Origin of the sequence: Helicobacter pylori (assembly GCF_017594925.1) — a bacterium.
Classification (GTDB): domain Bacteria; phylum Campylobacterota; class Campylobacteria; order Campylobacterales; family Helicobacteraceae; genus Helicobacter; species Helicobacter pylori_DP.
The window spans coordinates 14,509-33,121 of the sequence record NZ_JAALNT010000002.1; the positions used below are offsets into that span (position 1 = coordinate 14,509).

The following is an 18,613-nucleotide window of genomic DNA, read 5'->3' on the forward strand; positions in this document are numbered from 1 at the left end:
TATAATCATAGCTGACACTACTATTTAAAGGATTAACATGACTATTGGGCTAGTTAAAGAAAGCATGGATTTAGAATCACGAGTGGCTTTGGTGCCTGATGATGTGGCGCTAATCATTCAAAAGGGCGTGGAGGTTTTAGTGGAAAATAAAGCCGGTGCTAATAGCGGTTATAGTAACGAAGCGTATGAAAGCGTGGGGGCTAAAATCGTGGATTCTAAAACAGCGTGGGGGCAGGATTTGGTGGTCAAATGCAAAGAGCCTTTAGAGCATGAATACCCTTTACTAAAAGAAAAAGCGGCTCTGTTTAGTTATTTGGATTTAGCGTATCAAAAAAGCTTGTGCGAAATGTTTATAGATAAAAAAATCACTTCTATTTGCACTGAAACCATTGCCGGGCCTAAAAACGACTACCCTATTTTAGCGCCTATGAGCGTGGTGGCTGGGAGGTTGGCCGCGCATTTAGTCCAGCATTATTTACTGGCTTTAGAGCATGTTAAAGGGTTTATGGGTAAGGGGGTCATGCTAGGGGGTTTATCGGGCACGCAAAGGGCTAAAATTGTCGTGGTTGGGGGCGGTGTGGTTGGTATGGAGAGCGCGAAAGTCTTAAGCCAAATGGGGGCTAAAGTAACGATTTTAGAATTAGACTACGCTAAATTGCAAAACCACCCCTATTACCATTTGTATGATTTAGAAGTTTTAAGCGTGAATGAAGCCAATATCATTCAAGCTTTAAATGGAGCGGTGGGGCTAGTGGGAGCGGTGTTAGTTACAGCGAGCCAAACCCCTAAAGTGATCTTAAGAAGGCATTTAAAATACATGCAAAAACAAGGGGTAGTGATAGATGTGGCTTGCGATTTAGGGGGGTGTATAGAGACCATACGCCAGACAAGCCATTCTGACCCGGTGTATGTGGAAGAGGATTTGTTGCATTATGGCGTGCCGAACATGCCAGGGATTGTCGCTAAAACGAGTTCTACGGCTTATAGCCATGCGAGCGTGCCGTATTTGTTGTATTATTTAGAGCATGGCTTAAAAGGTTTTTTAACAGCCAACGCTAAAATCGTGGCAAACACCCTTGGAGGCTTGAGCGCTTATAACGGCTATATCACTCAAGAAGGCATCGCTAAAACTTTCAATCTGGCGTTCAAATCGCCTTTAGAGATTTTAAAGGAGCTTTGAAGCGAGCTTTAAAAAGAGCATGGCGATAAACCATGCGTCTTAATGTGTGGAAATATTTCAAAAAAAAAAAAACACTTTTTAATGTTATAATCTACCCTAAACAATACAAGGGGTTTTTATGGCAAAAATTGAAAGCAACGATCTCAACCTAAGGGATATTTTAAAAGACGAACTCTACTATCAAATCCCAATCTACCAACGCCCTTATCAATGGACAGAAGAAAACTGCGAAAAGCTTTTAGACGATTTGTTTTTCAATTATGAAGATGACAGAGAAAGCGATTATTTTTGCGGCTCATTAGTTTTAATTCTAATCAGCGAAGATCCTAAAAAAGCCAAAACCTATGATATTGTGGATGGCCAGCAACGCTTAAGCACTTTCATTCTGCTGGCAAAAGTTTTAGCCACCCTCTATTCTGAGCGTTTAACCGAAGAGAGCAAAGACTATTTGCAAGAAAGCTTGATTACTAAGTATGGGAAAAAAGATCGGTTGAATTTTAACGCTATGGGGTTTAATTCTAAAAAAGATTTTCAATACGCCTTAACTTCTTTCAATGATGTTCCCATAAGCAACAATAAGAATAATTACCTAAAAAATGCGATCTGTTTAAAAAACTACCTTAGAAAAAAAGAAATTGAAGACATTAACGATTTCATTGAGTGGTTGTATTTTAAGGTCGTCTTTATCACCATCACTTGCCCCGATGCAGACAAGGCGTTAAGGATTTTTAATGTTTTAAACGCTAGGGGTTTGGCTTTGAATGCGACGGATATTTTTAAGGGGGAATTGTTAAAACACGCTAAAGAGCATGAGCGAGAAGAATTTGTGTCTCGTTGGAATGATCTGCATCAAAAATGCTCGGACAATGATTTAAAGATAGAAACCTTATTCAGCTGGTATTTAACCTATCTCAATCCGGTAACTTCTAAAGAAAAAACGGATAAAAGGCTTGTTACTTGGTTTAACAAGCTTAACAAAACCCCCTTAGAATACCTTAAGGGCGTAGAAGATTTTTACAACGCTTATTGCGAAGTATTGGAAATGCAAGATCGGCATGCTCATTTGCTCTCGTATAAAGACGATGATTATTTATATGTTATTTTGTGTACCAGTTTGTTACACCGCTATAGCGATCAAGACATAAAGGCTTTAAAGGAATTGTTAGTCAAGTTTTACTACCAAGATTGGGTTGCAGGGCAGACAAGCTCCACACGCAGCCAAACTTGTTGCAACATCATTAAAGCCTTAAAAGAGAATGAAAGCGTGGAGAGCATCGCTTCTATTGTAAAAAAATATTTAGATAATAATAATGTAACACAACACTTTAAGGAAAACCTAGAAGATGACCATTTATACACGAAATTCTACTTTATCAATGGTAAAACGGCTAAAAAAAATTCATGGGTCAAACCCATTCTTATTTTAGTGGAATATTTCATGAGCGATAACGCCAACCCCGCTTATATTAAAATGGATGACGATTTGCATGTTGAACGCATTTTGCCCCAAAACCCCGATCCTTCAAGCCAGTGGGTGAAAGACTTTAGCGAAGAAGAAAGAGAATTATACACGCATTCTTTAGCCAACCTCACGCTTTTAGGGGTCAAGAAAAACACCAAAGCTTTAAGCCAAGCTTTAAACCAAGCTTTAAACCAAGATTTCAAAGAGAAAAAAGAAATCTACATGGGGAAAACTATCATGCTAGACAATAAGAAAACTTTTAAGGTGATGACTTGCTATGATATGACTAAAAACGATGTGTGCCGCTACACAGAATGGACGCCCAAAAGCTTAGAAAAAAGAAAAGAAGAGTTGATTCAAAAAATTGAGAGCGTGCTAGCACTCTAGGGATATGCCCCTAGAAAGTGAACACGTAATTCACATACCACGAATACACGCGCCTAAACCCTATATCCAAATTTTTTGCAGTGATATAGGGGTTTTTCTTTAGCATGGGGAATTTCACGCCCGCTTCAATGCTGGAATGTTTTAAGATCCTTAAACGAGCCCCCACATTGAATAAAAATTGGAAAGAAGTGGCTTTTTTACTCACCAAAGCTTGCTCCACTAAAATGCCTTCAAAGCTTGGCGTCGCCATAAGCCATGAATTACCGGCTAATTGCACCCCACCAAAAGCCCCCAAACTCATGATGCCGTTATTGATGACATTAACCATTAAATCCATAGCCCCCCCATAAGTGAGCATGTTTGGCTCAAAGGTTTTAGGATCAGCAAGGCTCGTTAAGCGATTGATTTCTTGTTTCCCAAGAATTTGACCCGCCAATTGCGCCGCTTCACTGTTATAATTAGGGTTTTTAAGCCTAATAGAATTAGCATGAGCGTAGTCAAAAAACCCATAAAGGCGTAAGCCAAAGTATTTCCCAAAGAAAAACTGATACCCTAAAAGCGCATCAAAGCCCTTGATAGTAGCGTTAGTGGCTTGTTTTTGAGAATTAATATCCGCATGCATTTGCGCTTGTCCTTGCAAATAACCCGCTCCTATAAACACGCCATTGCCATCCATGGCTAATAGTGCGTTCATAGAAGCAATCAAAGCTAATAAAGATTGAGAAAAAAATTTTTTCATGTGTGATTCCTTAAAAATAATTTTTTGTTACTTAAAAAGAATACCCAAAAAACAATTAAAAAAGTTTAAAAAATGAAACATTAACCACAATAAAAACTTTTCATGAACTTTACACAAGATGATAAAAAAGCAATTAAAACCCCCTTTTTTAAAATTTTGTTTCAAGCTTTAAGCTACAATATACACATGAAAGATTCACATCAAACTATCGGCGTGTTTGTGCGGCCCACCCATTATCAAAACCCTCTTTTTAACGAGCTAGAGCAGGCTAAAGAATGGGTTTTAAAGCTTTTAGAAGATGAAGGGTTTGAAAGCTTTATGATTGATAGCCTTGATGGGGCAAAAGATGCACGATTGATAGAAAAAGCTGATGCGTTTTTGTGTTTAGGGGGCGATGGCACGATCTTAGGGGCGTTAAGAATGACGCATTCTTACAACAAGCCATGTTTTGGGGTGAGAATTGGGAATTTAGGGTTTTTGAGCGCGGTTGAATTGAACGGTTTGAAAGATTTCTTACAAGATCTCAAGCAAAACAGGATCAAATTAGAAGAGCATCTGGCTTTAGAGGGCCGTATTGGAAAAATCTCTTTTTATGCGATCAATGAAATCGTGATCGCTAAAAAAAAAGCTTTAGGGGTTTTAGACATCAAAGCATGTGCGGGCCATACGCCCTTTAACACCTATAAAGGCGATGGGCTTATCATTGCCACGCCCTTAGGCTCGACCGCTTATAATTTGAGCGCTCATGGGCCTATTGTGCATGCCTTAAGCCAGAGCTATATTTTAACGCCCTTGTGCGATTTTTCTTTAACGCAACGCCCTTTAGTGCTAGGAGCGGAATTTTGCTTGAATTTTTGCGCTCATGAGGACGCTCTTGTAGTCATTGATGGGCAAGCCACCTATGATTTAAAAGCCAACCAACCTCTATACATTCAAAAAAGCCCCACCACCACCAAACTCTTGCAAAAAAATTCAAGGGATTATTTTAAAGTGCTTAAAGAAAAGCTATTATGGGGGGAAAGCCCTAGCAAAAAAAGATAAAAGGGTAAAAAACAATGCGAGATTTCAATAACGCTCAAATCACACGCTTAAAAGTGCGTCAAAACGCTGTTTTTGAAAAATTGGATCTAGAGTTTAAAGATGGCTTGAGCGCGATTAGTGGGGCTAGTGGGGTGGGAAAAAGCGTTCTTATTGCGAGCCTTTTAGGGGCGTTTGGGCTTAAAGAGAGCAACGCTTCAAGCATTGAAGTGGAATTGATCGCGCCTTTTTTAGACACGGAAGAATACGGCATTTTTAGAGAAGATGAGCATGAACCCTTAGTCATCAGCGTGATTAAAAAAGAAAAAACGCGCTATTTTTTAAACCAAACGAGCCTGTCTAAAAACACGCTCAAAGCGTTATTAAAAGGTTTGATCAAACGCTTGTCTAACGACAGATTCAGCCAGAATGAACTCAACGATATTTTAATGCTCTCCTTATTAGATGGCTATATCCAAAACAAAAACAAGGCGTTTAGCCCCCTTTTAGGCGTGCTTGAAGAAAAATTCACCCATTTAGAGAAGCTAGAAAAAGAAAGGCGATCGTTAGAGGATAAAAAGCGTTTCCAAAAGGATTTAGAAGAGCGTTTGAATTTTGAAAAAATGAAATTAGAGAGGCTGGATTTAAAAGAAGATGAATACGAACGCCTTTTAGAGCAGAAAAAATTGCTCTCTAGTAAGGAAAAATTGAACGATAAAATCGCTCTGGCATTAGAGGTGCTAGAAAATACCCACAAAATCACGCATGCTTTAGAGAGCGTGGGCCATAGCGCGGAGTTTTTAAAAAGCGCTTTATTAGAAGCGAGCGCTCTATTGGAAAAAGAGCAGGCTAAATTAGAAGAGTGCGAGCGTTTGGATATTGAAAAAGTGCTAGAAAGGCTTGGCATGCTAAGCGGGATCATTAAGGATTATGGGAGCATTATGCATGCTAAAGAACGATTAGGGCATGTTAAAAACGGATTGCATAACCTAAAAGAAATTGACCATCATTGCGAAACTTACCACAAAGAAATAGAGCGATTGAAAGCCGAATGCTTGAAATTGTGCGAAGAAATAAGCGGCTTTAGAAAAGAGTATTTAGCCGGTTTTAACGCTCTTTTAAGCGCTAAAGCGAAAGATTTGCTCTTAAAAAGCCCTAGTTTGGTTTTAGAAGAAGCTCCCATGAGCGAAAAAGGCGCTCAAAAACTCGTTTTACATTTACAAAATTCCCAATTAGAGACTTTAAGCTCTGGGGAATACAGCCGTTTGAGGCTGGCGTTCATGCTTTTAGAAATGGAGTTTTTAAAGGATTTTAAAGGCGTGTTGGTGTTAGATGAAATGGATTCTAATTTGAGCGGTGAAGAGAGTTTGGCGGTCTCTAAAGCCCTTGAAACCTTGAGTAGCCATTCGCAAATCTTTGCCATTTCGCACCAAGTCCATATCCCAGCGCTCGCTAAAAACCATATTTTGGTGTTTAAAGAAAACCACAAAAGCCTTGCAAAAACCCTTAGTAACGAAGAAAGGGTTTTAGAAATCGCGCGCATGATAGGGGGGAGCGAGAATATAGAGAGCGCAATTTCTTTCGCTAAGGAAAAATTAAAGGCGCAAGAATGAAATTTTTTCTTTTAAAGAAATTCAGCGAATTTTTAAACGCTCAAACGCATTTTAGCCTCAAACGCTTGAATGCGTCTAGCTTTTTATTAGAGACTTTTTCTAAAGAAAAACACGCCTTTGTTGTAGATTTGAATGCGCCTTATATCGGTTTGTCTAAAAAACCCCCAGAGAGCGTTTTAAAAAACACCCTATCGCTAGATTTTTGTTTGAATAAATTCACTAAAAACGCCAAAATTTTACAAGCAAGCATCATTGATAATGATCGGATTTTAGAAATCAAGGGCGTTAAAGATTTAGCCTATAAGAGTGAAAATTTTATTTTGCGTTTAGAAATGATCCCTAAAAAAGCCAATCTCATGATTTTAGATCAAGAAAAATGCGTGATAGAAGCCTTTCGTTTTAATGACAGGGTCGTTAAAAACGATATTTTAGGGGCATTGCCTCCTAATATTTACGAGCATCAAGAAGAGGATTTGGGTTTTAAGGGATTGTTAGACATTTTAGAAAAAGATTTTTTATCCTATCAGCACAAAGAATTAGAACACAAAAAAAATCAAATCATCAAGCGATTAAATATTCAAAAAGAACGCTTGAAAGAAAAATTAGAAAAACTAGAAGATCCTAAAAATTTACAGCTGGAAGCGAAAGAATTGCAAACTCAAGCCTCATTGTTGCTCACTTACCAGCATTTAATCCATAAGCATGAAAGTCGCGTGGTTTTAAAGGATTTTGAAGATAAGGAGTGCGCGATTGAAATTGATAAGAGCATGCCCTTAAACGCTTTTATCAATAAAAAATTCACTCTCAGTAAAAAAAAGAAACAAAAATCGCAATTCTTGTATTTAGAAGAAGAGAATCTAAAAGAAAAAATCGCTTTTAAGGAAAGTCAAATTAATTATGTTAAAGGAGCGCAAGAAGAAAGCGTTTTAGAAATGTTTATGCCCTTTAAAAATTCTAAAATCAAACGCCCGATGAGCGGGTATGAAGTGCTGTATTATAAGGATTTTAAAATCGGTTTAGGGAAAAACCAAAAAGAGAATATCAAGCTTTTACAAGACGCAAGAGCGAATGATTTGTGGATGCATGTAAGAAATATTCCTGGATCGCATTTGATCGTTTTTTGCCAAAAGAATACGCCCAAAGATGAGGTCATTATGGAATTAGCCAAAATGTTGATTAAAATGCAAAAAGACGCATTTAATAGTTACGAAATTGACTACACGCAACGAAAATTTGTCAAAATCATCAAAGGAGCTAATGTCATTTACTCAAAATACCGAACTATTAGTCTAAAGGACACTTAAACACTTAAGGAGGTTAGCATGGGTGTTTCCGCTTTAGGCAATGTAACTTATATCAACCAAAACGCTCCTTTAAATTCTGCTATCCAACAGGGTGCAAGAAGTGATATGTTGGATTTAGCGCAAAGCTTTCAAAGTAAGCTTGAATTAGCCCAAGAAACAAGGGCGTTAGAAAACATGCAAGCCATTAGCGATAAAGACCCTAAAGAAGGCTCTAAAAACCGCTATCCAAACAGCCAAAGGGCTAAGGCGTTTGGCTTGGAAGAAGAAGAAATTGAATTGTGGCATGAAGAGCATTTGCTGGATATTGTGGGGTAGGGTCAAACTAAAGGGTCAAGATAACTTAAGCGGATTTTTCTAATTTGGTTTAAGTAAAACTTGGTGTAGGTTTTACTTAATTATTGTATTTATACTTTTTTTCTGCTATTAAAATAATTTAAACAATAAAAATATTTTTTATGTTGACTTACTATTATATTTATGATATTGTAGAACCTATGTCAATGGAAGCTATAACTTTAAAAGCGTATAGCAAAGGCTCTCTAAAGGGGACTATGAAACGCTCTTTTGGGATAAAAAAGACAGAAATTCAATTGACAATTCCAAATTAAACATACTAGACTTAAAGGATAACAAGATGAAACAAGCGTTACAAGAAAAAAGTATCAGCCCATGTTTAGTGGATGATTATCGCTATCTAAACAAAGGCATACCGAATTTTTTTGATTATAAAAAAGTCAAAGCCGATGAGAGTGAAAAAGGATACGAAAAGAGACACAAGGCAAACGCTATACCGATGTAAATGGATGGGTAAGATTTAGAGATAGCATAAGCCTTGAAAAAAATTTAAAAGGAGTAAAATATGGGATTTAATTTTAATGCAACAACTAACTATAATTGGCATTTTAATTCAGAGATAACTAATAAACCAATCGCAGGTTTCTTAACGCATCAAAAATATTTAGATAATTTACTCACTGCAGTCAATAACACTAGTGAAACTTTACTAGTAGGGCAACCGATAACACTCAAAATCAGTGCCACACTAAAAAGCAGTTTGGCAAGAATAGATCAAGATATATTAGAGATTAGTGAAACGCCTATAGAAACAAATGAGATTCTAAATGGTATTTTTATTGGCAAGCTTGCTACAAATGAAAATGGAACATTGCACCCAACGCAGACAAGCTATGTAGCCGAAATAGGCAGCGGCGTGGAATTATTCTTACCATGCGATTTAAGTTTTCTAGGGCAAGCAAGTAGGCAATTTATCAGTTGGGATAAAACCAATCAGTACTACACTTTAGAAACGACTGGCGTGGAAAGTCTTGGTTCGCAAAAAGTGTCTTTAAGAAGCAATGTAGTGGAGGGCAAGCAGATCGTATTTGATACAAATAATCCAACGCAGACAATCTTTAAAGACTGCTATGTTACGAGCAACCCCCCATGTTAATATGGCTATTTAGGCACTAATTTAGCTTGTGTAGCAAAAGAGAGCAAAACAACAGTGGAGGAGAACGAAATGAAAATTAAAGCGATTTGTTTAGGTTTAGTAGTAATGGGGGCGTTAGCGTTTGCTAGCGATTATATTTTTGGTTATACAACAGAGGGTGAGCCCATTTACAAAAAAACAATTGTTGAGGCCATTATCAATACGGATAAAAGAATAAAAGAGGTAATGAATGCTATGGTAATGATGACCAATGAAATTAAAAAGAACCACGAAATGTCTACACTAAATTCGGTTATGATAAAAGAAAGTGGCGATACTATTTTGGCACTAGTGAAGAAAGTTAAAAAGCTAGAAAAAGAAGTAGCACAGCTAAAAGCCAAGCAAAAGAAGTAGAACCAATAATCCCACACCAACAAGGGCTTATCTTGGTATAATCGTTGCATGAGTATGAAAGATTTAAATAACAATGAAGTCAATGTTATACAAGAATACAAAAAGATATACGATGAGTGCGAAGTAGCCGATAAAGTAAAGATATTAGGCAATATTCAAAAGTATCAAATAGATATACTTAAATTTCGCCCCTAACCAAGCCCCATTAAACAGCTTTCGTTTAACTGGTCGCTTTTATGATATTGAACAAACCCTTTGTCCTTTCAAAAAGAGAAAACGGCGGTGGAGTCTCTTGGTGTCTGGCTCTTGGGGGTCTTTTGATAAGAGTGTTAGCGCATTTGGAAAAATCAATCAAATCCATTGTGGTTTTGATGTAGCTGGGCAAGTTTAACAGGCATATTTCAAAGAGTTTATAACTCGCTAAAGCGTCCGCATAGGCTCTGTGGCTGACTTCTATGCCAAACCCTAAAAGCTCTTTTAAAAAGCTCAAAGAATAACGCATGGACAAAATGGCGCGTTTGGATAAATCCAAAGTGCAAAGCTTTAAATTTAATAAGGGGCAATGCAATTTTTCTACAAAATAACGCCCCAAAAAGTTGTAATCAAAATTAGCGTTGTGGGCCACAAACACGCTATTGCCTAAAAAAAGCCGCAATTCTTGCAAAGCTTCATGCGCGCTTGGGGCGTTTAGGGTGTCTTCATAAGCGATGCCTGTAAGCTCAGCGATATAATCAGGAACGCTTTTGACTTTCACAAGGGTTTCAAAACGATTAATAATTTCCCCCCCCTTCACTTGCACGGCCCCGATTTCTAAGATCTCATGTTTTAGGGGGCAAGAGCCGGTGGTCTCTAAATCAATAAAGGAAAAAACCTCATCTTTAAGGGGGGTTTTAAGGTTTTTGAGCGTGATTAAATTTTCGCTCGTTTCTATGAAATTAAGCCCGCATGCTTTTAAATATTCCAAATTGATTTCATCATAAATAAGGCGAGAGAGCGATTTTTCTAGCATGCCCAAGCTTAAATCCTGGTGCTTTAAGCGAGCGATTAGGGCTTGAATGTCTTTATGCAAGAGATTTATTGGCATTCTGTAAGCCTTTAATAGCCAGCTTACGATCTTTAGATTTAAAAATATAACTCCCTGAAACCACCACATCCACGCCCGCTTGTTGGAGTTCAAAGATATTTTTATCATTCACGCCCCCATCCACTTCTAAAAGGCAGCTCGGGTTGTAGCGTTTGATCAATTCCTTGACTTTCAGGCATTTTTCTAGCACCAGATCTAAAAACTTCTGCCCACCAAAGCCTGGATTCACGCTCATTAAAAGCACTAGCCCCACGCTTTCTAGTAAGTATTTAATACTCTCTTCATGCGTGTGGGGGTTTAGAACAACGCCTGGCGTGATGCCTGAATTTTTAATGAGTTGCAACACCCTGTGGGGGTGTTTTTCATTTTCTGCATGAATGCTGATGATTTGCGGTTTTAAAGGGGCGAATAATCCCACAAAAAAGCTCGCGTTTTCTACCATTAAATGCACGTCTAAAGGCACTTGGCTCATTTGAGTAACATTCTCTAAGATCACAGGCCCCATGGTTAAATTAGGCACATAATGCCCATCCATCACATCCACATGCAAAAAATCAGCGTTACTCACGCTCTCTATCTCTTTGGCTAAATGCATAAAATCAGCGCTCAAAAGGCTCGGAGCTACTTTCAAAATACTTCCCTATTTTCAATGTTTTGAAGTAAAATATTAGCATCTTTAATCAAATCATAAAAGGGTTTTTATGGATTACAAACATTTTAAATGCAAGCATGCGAACATCGTTATAGAAATCATCAATCTTTTAGAAAAAGGGGTTAAAAAAGCCCAAGAGATTTTAGAAAAGCCGGACGCTGGGAGTTACACTAAGTTAGAAAACAGCAGCGGGGATACGCCTATTAAAGCGGATTTAGCCCTGGATAAATTTTTAGAAGAGACCTTTTTGAGTTTAGAGAATGTCAAAAGCGTTTTTAGCGAAGAAAAAGAAATGCCCGTTACTAAAGAAAACGGCTCTTATCTGATCGCTTATGACCCCTTAGATGGGAGTTCAGTCATGGAAGCGAATTTCTTAGTAGGCACGATTATAGGGGTTTATGAAAAGGATTATAAGGCGCAAAATCTAGTCGCAAGCCTTTATGTGGTTTTTGGGCATAAAATAGAATTAGTGGTGGCTTTAGACAAGGTTTATCGTTACGCTTTTTATCAGAACAAGTTCCATTTTATAGAAACCATCGTTTTAGAAAATAAGGGTAAAATCGTCGCTAGCGGAGGCAATCAAAAGGATTTTTCTTTGGGCTTAAAAAAGGCTTTAGAAGGGTTTTTTGCAGAAAATTACCGCTTGCGATATTCAGGATCTATGGTGGCTGATGTCCATCATGTGTTGGTTAAAAAGGGCGGAATGTTTTCCTACCCGCAAAAGAAATTGCGAAAGCTTTTTGAAGTCTTTCCTTTAGCCTTGATCATTGAAAAAGCTAAAGGGGAAGCGTTTTATTTTGATAAGGGGGTTAAAAAGCGTTTGCTAGAACAAAGCGTGGAAAGCTACCATGAAAAAAGCGAATGCTATTTAGCCAGCCCGCATGAAGCTCAGATTTTAGAAAAATATTTAAAGGGAGAATGATGCAAAATAGCGCTAAAAAATTAGAATATGAAGAGCGTTTTAATGACGCTCTTTTGAAATTACAAGCATGCCAAGAAGAAAAGCAAGTAGCGAGTTGCTTGAAATGCGAGAAGGTTTTAAAATGCGAGATCCGCAACAGCTATGTGGATGCGGCTTATGAGAGCATGAGTTTAGGCGAAGCTGGCGGGTTTGATTTCAACTAAAATGGGATTAAAATGGCTAGTAATGCTACCTTGCAAAAGAATTTAGACGCTTTTTACACCCACCCCAAAATCGCGCGATTTTGTTTGGATTTATTAAATAGTTGGCAATATCCCCAAGTCTCACTCTTTGCCAAGCTTGATTGAAGCCTTTCAAGCGTTTTCTTTGGCTCAATAGTTCAAAGCTTAAAGCTTTTTTAACACTCTCTTTTTTAAGAATGAGGGCGTCTAAATTATAAAGATAACGATCCAAATCGCTTAAAATGTTAGCTATAGCGATTTGTTCGTTTAGAGGGGGTAGGGGGATTAATAAATTTTTAATTTTGTTTGGGCTAACTTCTAAAAAAGTGCTACCACTTGCCAACTTTAATAATTTATTTTTTAGTGTTAAAATTAAATAGTATAAAAATTCATTATTGATTTTTTCTAATGGTATTAGCGATTGAAAACCTTGATTTGTTGTAGCTATCTCTTTAAGAATGACTAATATCACCCCTGAAGCCAAAAACACCAACAGGCATTCTGTTTTATTGGTAGAAAAAGAGGGCCGTAATTTGGCTAGGAAATACCATCAAGTTTTAGTAGAAGAACTCACCATCATCAAACAAGGTTATAGGACTTTTAGTTCTAAGAATATCGCTATCCCTAGCGGATTTTGGTACCACTATGATACAAGCCTAACGGATAGCTATGAAAACGCTAAAAGCGAATGCTTTTATATCCCTAATGATAACCAAAACTATCCCTTACAAGAAATGAGAAGAGATTGTAAAGAATATGAGCGGGTTGAAAAGCAAGTGGTTTTTAAGAACAATAAAAACACTGAGTTGAATGAATTGCCTAAGTATCTTAACAACGCTAAGAAGTATTGAAACTGCCCTTAAAATACCAATATAAAATACTCGTAAAAACACCGGTATTTTGGATAAAAGGTTTAAGAAAACAAATTTCTAAACGGCTAAAATTGGTTTTTTATTAGAAGCGATAAGGGTTTTATAGGCGTTGGAGAAATGAGATGAAATTATTATTACAATTATGGCAAACACAACAATAGATCTGGGTTTAAGATGATCTCTTAGGGTTGTTTGCTGGTTTGCTGGGTAAATCCATGCTGTCCATATGAAACAGCCTATAATTGAAACAGCCTATAATCCATAAAAACAATCCAAATACCCCATTTCGCTTCTCGCACCCCTAAAAACAACAATATGCAAAATTTTAAATTATTTTACATGAACTCCTGGAGTTTGTTCGCTTGCGCCATCCATTCTGCAAGGCTTTCATAATCGTTATTTTCTATCCAAGCCTTAGCTTGCGCGATTTCTTTTTCGCATTTTTCAATCGCTTCTAAGACATTGTCTCGGTTTTGTTTGAAAATATCTTTCCACATTAAAGGCGAGCTTTTAGACAGACGGCTCATGCCCCTAAAACCCCCACCCGCTAAAGATAGAATCATCTCTGGATCGTTTTGCTTTAAAACGCTATTGGCTAACGCATAGCTCAAAACATGGGGTAAATGGCTGATATAGGCCACATGGGTGTCATGCTCGCTAGATTTCATTTTAATCAAGCGCGCCTTAATGCCTAAAAAGATTTCTTTAGCGATCTCTACTTGCTTGGTCCCTGAATCTTCTAAATCGCACAATATCACCAAAGCGTTTTCATACAGCCCCTTAACGCTCGCTTTAGGGCCATAAAACTCTGTCCCGCACATGGGGTGCGCGGCGATGAAATTTTGACGGATGCTTTTAGGGATATTGTGAATGATTTGCGCTTTTGCCCCCCCTAAATCAATAATCGTTGCACTTTTTTTAACAGAAGTCATTTTTTTCAAACATTCAATGATGCCCTCAACTGGAATGGCTAAAAAAATCACATCGCATTCTAAAATCTTTTCAAATTCCACGCATTCATCTACAAGCCCCAAAGTCAAAGCCAATTTAGCATGCAAAGCGTTATGATCATAGCCTGTAACGCTTTTAAAACGCCCCCATTCTTGCAAGGCTAGCCCTAAACTCCCCCCCATAAGCCCTAAACCAATAATGCCTGCTTTCATGCCAAATTCTAAAGTAAGGTTTTTTCTAACACTTCAGCGATGTTTTTCACCGCAACGATGTTTAAATTCTCTCGCACTTCATTAGGGATCTCGTCCAAATCCCTTTCGTAATTTTTAACAGGAATGAGAGCGGTTTTAATGCCGGCTTTAAAAGCGGCGATCAATTTTTCTTTCAATCCCCCTATGGGTAAAACTTCCCCGCTCAAAGTCAATTCGCCCGTCATCGCCACTTCGCTTCTTGTAGCTCGGTCGCACAAAATGCTCGCCATCACGCTCGCCATAGCGATCCCAGCGCTTGGGCCGTCTTTAGGCGTAGCCCCCTCAGGGACATGCAAGTGCAAATCATAAGCGTTATAAACTTTCAGCGCTTTTTTCTTTTTCTTATTCTCTGCATCGGCCTCGCTAGGGATTTTGGGTGCTTTTAAGGTTTCGTTATCCAACAAGACTTTGACAACAGAAAAGGCAATAATGGCGGATTCTTTCATCACGTCGCCCAAACTCCCGGTGAGTTTCAATTCCCCCTTACCCCTGATCTTGACCGCTTCAATTTTAAGCACATCACCGCCCACTGGAGTCCATGCCAAACCATTGACGATACCGATTTTATTTTCTTCATCTATGGGGTCAATTTCAAACACCATGCGTTCTAAATACTCTTTAAGGTTATCAGGCGTGATAGAGACGCAAAAATCTTTACTCTCACCTCTTTTTTCGTTTTCTTCATTTCCGCCTTTTTTATCTTCGCTTTTTTTGGTTCGCCCTTTTTTGTGCGGGTTATCTTCTAGGTATTTTAAAGCCACTTTACGCATAATCGTTGCGATCTGTCTTCGTAAATCCCTAACGCCCGCTTCTCTGGTGTATTTTTCAATAATGAGTTTCAAACACTCATGGCTAATATCCACTTCGCTAGGCTTTAAGGCATGCTTTTCTAATTCTTGGGGGATGAGGTAGTTTTTAGCGATCTCTTCTTTTTCGCTAGGCGTGTAGCTGGACACGCTGATAAATTCCATTCTGTCTCTTAAAGGAGCCGGAATCCTGTCAATATTGTTAGCGGTAGCGATAAAAATCACTTGCGACAAATCAATGCTAAAATTCGCGTAATGATCCCTAAAGGCGATATTTTGCTCAGGGTCTAAGATCTCTAATAAAGCACTCGCTGGATCGCCCCTAACGCTCCGATCCACCTTATCAATTTCATCTAAAACCATGACTGGATTCATCTTTTTGGCTTCAATAAGCCCTTGGACAATGCGCCCGGGCATGGAGCCTATATAAGTGCGTCTGTGCCCTCTTAATTCATTCACGTCTTCTAATCCTCCTAAAGCGATCCGAACTAAAGGGCGCTCTATCGCTTTAGCGATGGAATTAGCCAAACTCGTTTTACCCACGCCAGGAGGCCCATAAAAGCATAAAATCGTGCCTTTAGCTTTGTCTTTTTTTTCTGGTTTTTTCTTGTGGCGCATTTCTAAAAGCTGCATGGTGGCAAAGTATTCTACAATACGCTCTTTAGGCCTTTTTAAGGAATAATGATCGTTATCTAGTTGCTCTTTGACATGCTTAATGTCAAGCGCTTTTTTTTCATATTGCCCAAAAGGCACATCTAACATGGTTTCAATGTAATTTTGTAAAGTCGCGCTATCAGAGCTATCCGCATGGGTTCGGCTCAGTCGGTCAATTTGCTTTTTGATTTCCTTAAACGCTTCTTCTTTCAAAAAAGGCTTGATGCTTTCTAGTTTTTGGTAGTATTGGTTTAAATCTTCATCTCGCTGTTTGTCTGTGCCAAGTTCTTTTTGGATTTGTTTGAGCTGCTCTTTTAAGAAATATTCCTTATTGGTTTGCTCCATTTTTTGATGGACTTTGGACTTGATTTCTTTTTGGAGCTTTTGGGTTTTAGTCTCTTCTATCACAATATCAATCAAATCCAACAAGCGCTGTTCGGTGTTGTTGTTGGCAAAAAGAGAATACGCTTGATCTTTTTTTAAATGCAAAGCTGCTGCGATTAAATCAGCGATGCGGTTAGGATCGTCATTGTCTTCTAAAGCCTTAATCAAATCCGGAGGGAAGAGTGAGCTCACATTGGCTAGAGTGATCACCTTTTCTTTTAATACTTCCACGATCGCTTGAATGTTTTCTTTATCGTATTCTAAATATTCAATGGGGCTTATTTGAGCTTCTAAAAAGCCTTGCTCGTTTTCTTTGGCAGGCTCTAAAATACGCCCCTTAGCGATGCCATTAAAGAGCAATTTCACGCGCCCATTAGGCATGTTGGCTTCACGCATGACAGAGCCTATCACCCCCACATCATAATAAGGGGCTTCATTATCGTTCAATTTGTCTTTTTGGCATGCAATAAAGACTAATGATTTGTTGTTTTTAGCGTAAGCCACCGCCTTGATGCTCGCATTATTTTGTAAGAAAATAGGGGCTATCATAAAGGGGTATAAAAAAGTGTCTTCTTCTACCAATAAAGGCAGAATTTTAGGAAAATCTTCAGTCATTTTTCATCTCTCTGTTATAAATTTGTATGGTTTTGAAATATCCTACCAATCAAAAATTAACACATACCAAGGCATGTGCGATGGTTTGGGTTTAGTCTCTTTTTCTAAAGTCTCATCTATCCTTTCTAAATAGCGTTTCACGCCCTCAGGCTTGTGGCGTTTTTTATAGACATTCGCGATCGCGCGATTGAGCTCGTTTTGCCCTAAAATGAATTTGATTTGCATGTATTCCACATAGGGGCGGTAACGGCTGTTAGGGTATTTTTCTATAAATTCGCCTAAACTCACAATAGAATTAGAGATAAATTCCTGGTCTTTAGAATGGTTTTTGAAAGCGTAATAATGCGATTGCAATTTCAAAAAGGTCAAATAATCCACATTGTCTTTCGTCCCAAAGCGCTTGATGTATTCATCAAAGTAAAAAGACGCTAAAACATACTCTTTCTTTTTCATGTGCGCTTGCCCTAAGGCTAGCATCGCCTCTGGGACAAGGGGGGAATTGATGTGTTCGCTCTGTAAAGAAGAATAGTAATTGTCCGCTGTTTCTAAATTAGCAAAAAGGATTTCTCTCAAAATCCCTTGATACCAAAAGATCGCCGGTTTGTTGTATTCGTCTTTTTTTTTCTTTTTGTTCGCACAACCGGTGCCTATCACAATCACCGCCATTGCGATAAAAAGGAATGTCTTAAAATGTTTTAAACGCATGCCGCCTGTCTTATAAAGTTAAATTTTTGAACCACTCATGGTTGTTTTTTCTTATTCTTAGCCCCACCCAATAGCGTAAGCACCATTTCTCCAATCATACACACCGGGCACCACCCATTACTATAATTAGATTTGCTGGGATTGTTTTTCTTGATTTGTGGTTTTATTTTACTCATCTCTCACTCCTTAGTTATATTTTGATAATTATTCAGTTAAACTTTCATCGTTATTCAGTCATTGAATTATACCCAAAACTAGCAAAAATTGATTTTACCAAAATTGTTTGATATAATACAGATTTTTAGTTTAGAAATCATTGAGCGCTGGTTTTAAGGCGGTCTTTTATTCTTTAAGGAGAAGATCTTGTGCTTTTTTAAAGGGAATGCAATCGCCTATGATTTTTGATGTGAAAGCGCCTATCTTAGGGTTTGAAACCATTCATAAAATGCGCTTGCAAAAGATTGATGAAATCTTTTTGCGTTTGAATAGCGCAGAAGATGATTCCGTGGTGTCTTTCACGCTGGTCAATCCCTTTGCTTTAAGAAAATACGAATTTGAAGTGCCTACCCCCTTAAAAATCCTTTTAGAATTAGAGGGAGCCAAGAGCGTTCTGGTCGCTAATATCATGGTCGTTCAAACCCCCATTGAGCTTTCCACCGTGAATTATTTAGCCCCTTTAATTTTCAATTTGGACAAACAGCTCATGGGGCAAGTGGTTTTGGATTCTAACAAATACCCACACTATCATTTAAGAGAGAATATTCTGAGCCACACGCATGAATGATATATGAATAATGCATGAGCGGTGTCTGTGTAAAGCGTTTCTTTAAGCTTATGGCGCAATGCATCGGTGTTTTTGCAAATGCAAGCGAGCGGTTTTCTTATGGTATAATAGCGGTTATTTTTATAGGATAACCAACGCTAAAAATAGCACTTTAGTTGAATCCAAAA

The 18,613-nt window shown here is 38.2% G+C and carries 18 protein-coding genes and 5 pseudogenes; 14 read left to right on the forward strand and 9 right to left on the reverse strand.

All coding sequences use genetic code 11. From position 1 onward, the window contains the following. The first annotated feature begins 37 nt into the window (after positions 1-37). Together G6069_RS00915 and G6069_RS00920 are read left to right on the forward strand one after the other, a co-directional pair. On the forward strand, positions 38-1,180 hold the full coding sequence (locus tag G6069_RS00915; protein ID WP_197293092.1) for an alanine dehydrogenase: 1,143 nt from the start codon (positions 38-40) through the stop codon (positions 1,178-1,180). Positions 1,181-1,298: 118 nt separating this feature from the next. Beyond that, the gene (locus G6069_RS00920) at positions 1,299-3,029 is read left to right on the forward strand and encodes a DUF262 domain-containing protein (protein ID WP_197293093.1); all 1,731 of its coding nucleotides are present in this window, start codon (positions 1,299-1,301) and stop codon (positions 3,027-3,029) included. A gap of 10 nt (positions 3,030-3,039) precedes the next feature. On the opposite strand, the gene G6069_RS00925 is transcribed toward G6069_RS00920, so the two are convergent. After that, positions 3,040-3,768: an outer membrane protein gene (locus G6069_RS00925; protein ID WP_197293094.1), complete on the reverse strand. Its 729-nt coding sequence runs from the start codon at positions 3,766-3,768 to the stop codon at positions 3,040-3,042. A 186-nt stretch (positions 3,769-3,954) separates the two neighbouring features. Here G6069_RS00925 and G6069_RS00930 point away from each other — a divergent pair, with 186 nt between their 5' ends. From G6069_RS00930 to G6069_RS07905, 7 genes and pseudogenes are all read left to right on the forward strand, one after another. Further along, positions 3,955-4,809 (forward strand): NAD(+)/NADH kinase, encoded by an 855-nt coding sequence (locus tag G6069_RS00930; protein ID WP_231627790.1) that lies wholly within the window; start codon positions 3,955-3,957, stop codon positions 4,807-4,809. Positions 4,810-4,823: 14 nt separating this feature from the next. Then, on the forward strand, positions 4,824-6,398 hold the full coding sequence (locus tag G6069_RS00935; protein ID WP_197293096.1) for a DNA repair protein RecN: 1,575 nt from the start codon (positions 4,824-4,826) through the stop codon (positions 6,396-6,398). Then, complete coding sequence (locus G6069_RS00940; protein WP_197293097.1) at positions 6,395-7,702, forward strand: putative RqcH family protein; 1,308 nt, start codon at positions 6,395-6,397, stop codon at positions 7,700-7,702. The genes G6069_RS00935 and G6069_RS00940 overlap by 4 nt, the downstream gene beginning before the upstream one ends. Before the next feature lie 18 nt (positions 7,703-7,720). After that, positions 7,721-8,017, forward strand: a complete 297-nt coding sequence (locus G6069_RS00945; protein ID WP_000539097.1) for a hypothetical protein — start codon at positions 7,721-7,723, stop codon at positions 8,015-8,017. Between the two features lie 319 nt (positions 8,018-8,336). Then, positions 8,337-8,572: pseudogene (locus tag G6069_RS00950) on the forward strand (hypothetical protein). After that, entirely contained in the window at positions 8,562-9,152 is a 591-nt protein-coding gene (locus G6069_RS00955; RefSeq protein WP_197293098.1) for a hypothetical protein, read from the forward strand. The pseudogene G6069_RS00950 and the gene G6069_RS00955 overlap by 11 nt, the downstream one beginning before the upstream one ends. 69 nt (positions 9,153-9,221) lie before the next feature. Then, positions 9,222-9,545, forward strand: a complete 324-nt coding sequence (locus G6069_RS07905; RefSeq protein ID WP_231627791.1) for a hypothetical protein — start codon at positions 9,222-9,224, stop codon at positions 9,543-9,545. 220 nt (positions 9,546-9,765) lie between these two features. Here G6069_RS07905 and G6069_RS00965 read toward each other — a convergent pair whose 3' ends face one another. After that, positions 9,766-10,629, reverse strand: coding sequence for a 3'-5' exonuclease (locus G6069_RS00965; RefSeq protein ID WP_187869028.1), 864 nt, complete (start codon positions 10,627-10,629; stop codon positions 9,766-9,768). After that, a complete protein-coding gene (gene rpe / locus G6069_RS00970; RefSeq protein ID WP_197293099.1) occupies positions 10,607-11,260 on the reverse strand; it encodes a ribulose-phosphate 3-epimerase in 654 nt (217 codons plus the stop codon). The genes G6069_RS00965 and rpe overlap by 23 nt, the downstream gene beginning before the upstream one ends. A gap of 70 nt (positions 11,261-11,330) precedes the next feature. On the opposite strand from rpe, the gene G6069_RS00975 reads away from it, so the two are divergent. The 3 genes and pseudogenes from G6069_RS00975 to G6069_RS07910 form a co-directional block, all read left to right on the forward strand. Continuing rightward, positions 11,331-12,203 (forward strand): class 1 fructose-bisphosphatase, encoded by an 873-nt coding sequence (locus G6069_RS00975; RefSeq protein ID WP_197293100.1) that lies wholly within the window; start codon positions 11,331-11,333, stop codon positions 12,201-12,203. Further along, positions 12,203-12,406, forward strand: a complete 204-nt coding sequence (locus G6069_RS00980) for a hypothetical protein (RefSeq protein ID WP_001900028.1) — start codon at positions 12,203-12,205, stop codon at positions 12,404-12,406. Before G6069_RS00975 ends, G6069_RS00980 begins: the two co-directional genes overlap by 1 nt. 12 nt (positions 12,407-12,418) lie before the next feature. Further along, positions 12,419-12,502, forward strand: a pseudogene (locus G6069_RS07910) (type II methylase); the annotation flags it as partial. A 7-nt stretch (positions 12,503-12,509) separates the two neighbouring features. Here G6069_RS07910 and G6069_RS08080 read toward each other — a convergent pair. Then, a pseudogene (locus tag G6069_RS08080) lies at positions 12,510-12,917 on the reverse strand (restriction endonuclease subunit S); the annotation flags it as partial. On the opposite strand from G6069_RS08080, the pseudogene G6069_RS00990 reads away from it, so the two are divergent. Beyond that, positions 12,880-13,275 (forward strand): annotated as a pseudogene (locus G6069_RS00990) (DNA/RNA non-specific endonuclease); the annotation flags it as partial. The pseudogenes G6069_RS08080 and G6069_RS00990 overlap by 38 nt on opposite strands. A gap of 356 nt (positions 13,276-13,631) precedes the next feature. Here G6069_RS00990 and G6069_RS00995 read toward each other — a convergent pair. From G6069_RS00995 to G6069_RS01010, 4 genes are read right to left on the reverse strand one after another with little or no spacing between them, the layout of a single operon-like run. Further along, positions 13,632-14,459 (reverse strand): prephenate dehydrogenase, encoded by an 828-nt coding sequence (locus G6069_RS00995; RefSeq protein ID WP_197293101.1) that lies wholly within the window; start codon positions 14,457-14,459, stop codon positions 13,632-13,634. 8 nt (positions 14,460-14,467) lie between these two features. Next, the gene (gene lon, locus G6069_RS01000) at positions 14,468-16,957 is read right to left on the reverse strand and encodes an endopeptidase La (RefSeq protein ID WP_197293102.1); all 2,490 of its coding nucleotides are present in this window, start codon (positions 16,955-16,957) and stop codon (positions 14,468-14,470) included. A 42-nt stretch (positions 16,958-16,999) separates the two neighbouring features. Beyond that, positions 17,000-17,662 carry an outer membrane protein assembly factor BamD gene (locus G6069_RS01005; protein ID WP_001237306.1) on the reverse strand — a complete coding sequence of 221 codons (663 nt, stop codon included), beginning with the start codon at positions 17,660-17,662 and terminating at the stop codon, positions 17,000-17,002. 35 nt (positions 17,663-17,697) lie between these two features. Next, the gene (locus tag G6069_RS01010) at positions 17,698-17,838 is read right to left on the reverse strand and encodes a hypothetical protein (protein WP_000034895.1); all 141 of its coding nucleotides are present in this window, start codon (positions 17,836-17,838) and stop codon (positions 17,698-17,700) included. Positions 17,839-18,056: 218 nt separating this feature from the next. Here G6069_RS01010 and fliW point away from each other — a divergent pair, with 218 nt between their 5' ends. Next, entirely contained in the window at positions 18,057-18,446 is a 390-nt protein-coding gene (gene fliW, locus G6069_RS01015; protein ID WP_001880140.1) for a flagellar assembly protein FliW, read from the forward strand. On the opposite strand, the pseudogene G6069_RS08085 reads toward fliW, so the two are convergent. Continuing rightward, a pseudogene (locus G6069_RS08085) lies at positions 18,407-18,611 on the reverse strand (flavoprotein oxidoreductase). The gene fliW and the pseudogene G6069_RS08085 sit on opposite strands and share 40 nt — an antisense overlap. Between the last annotated feature and the right edge of the window lie 2 nt (positions 18,612-18,613).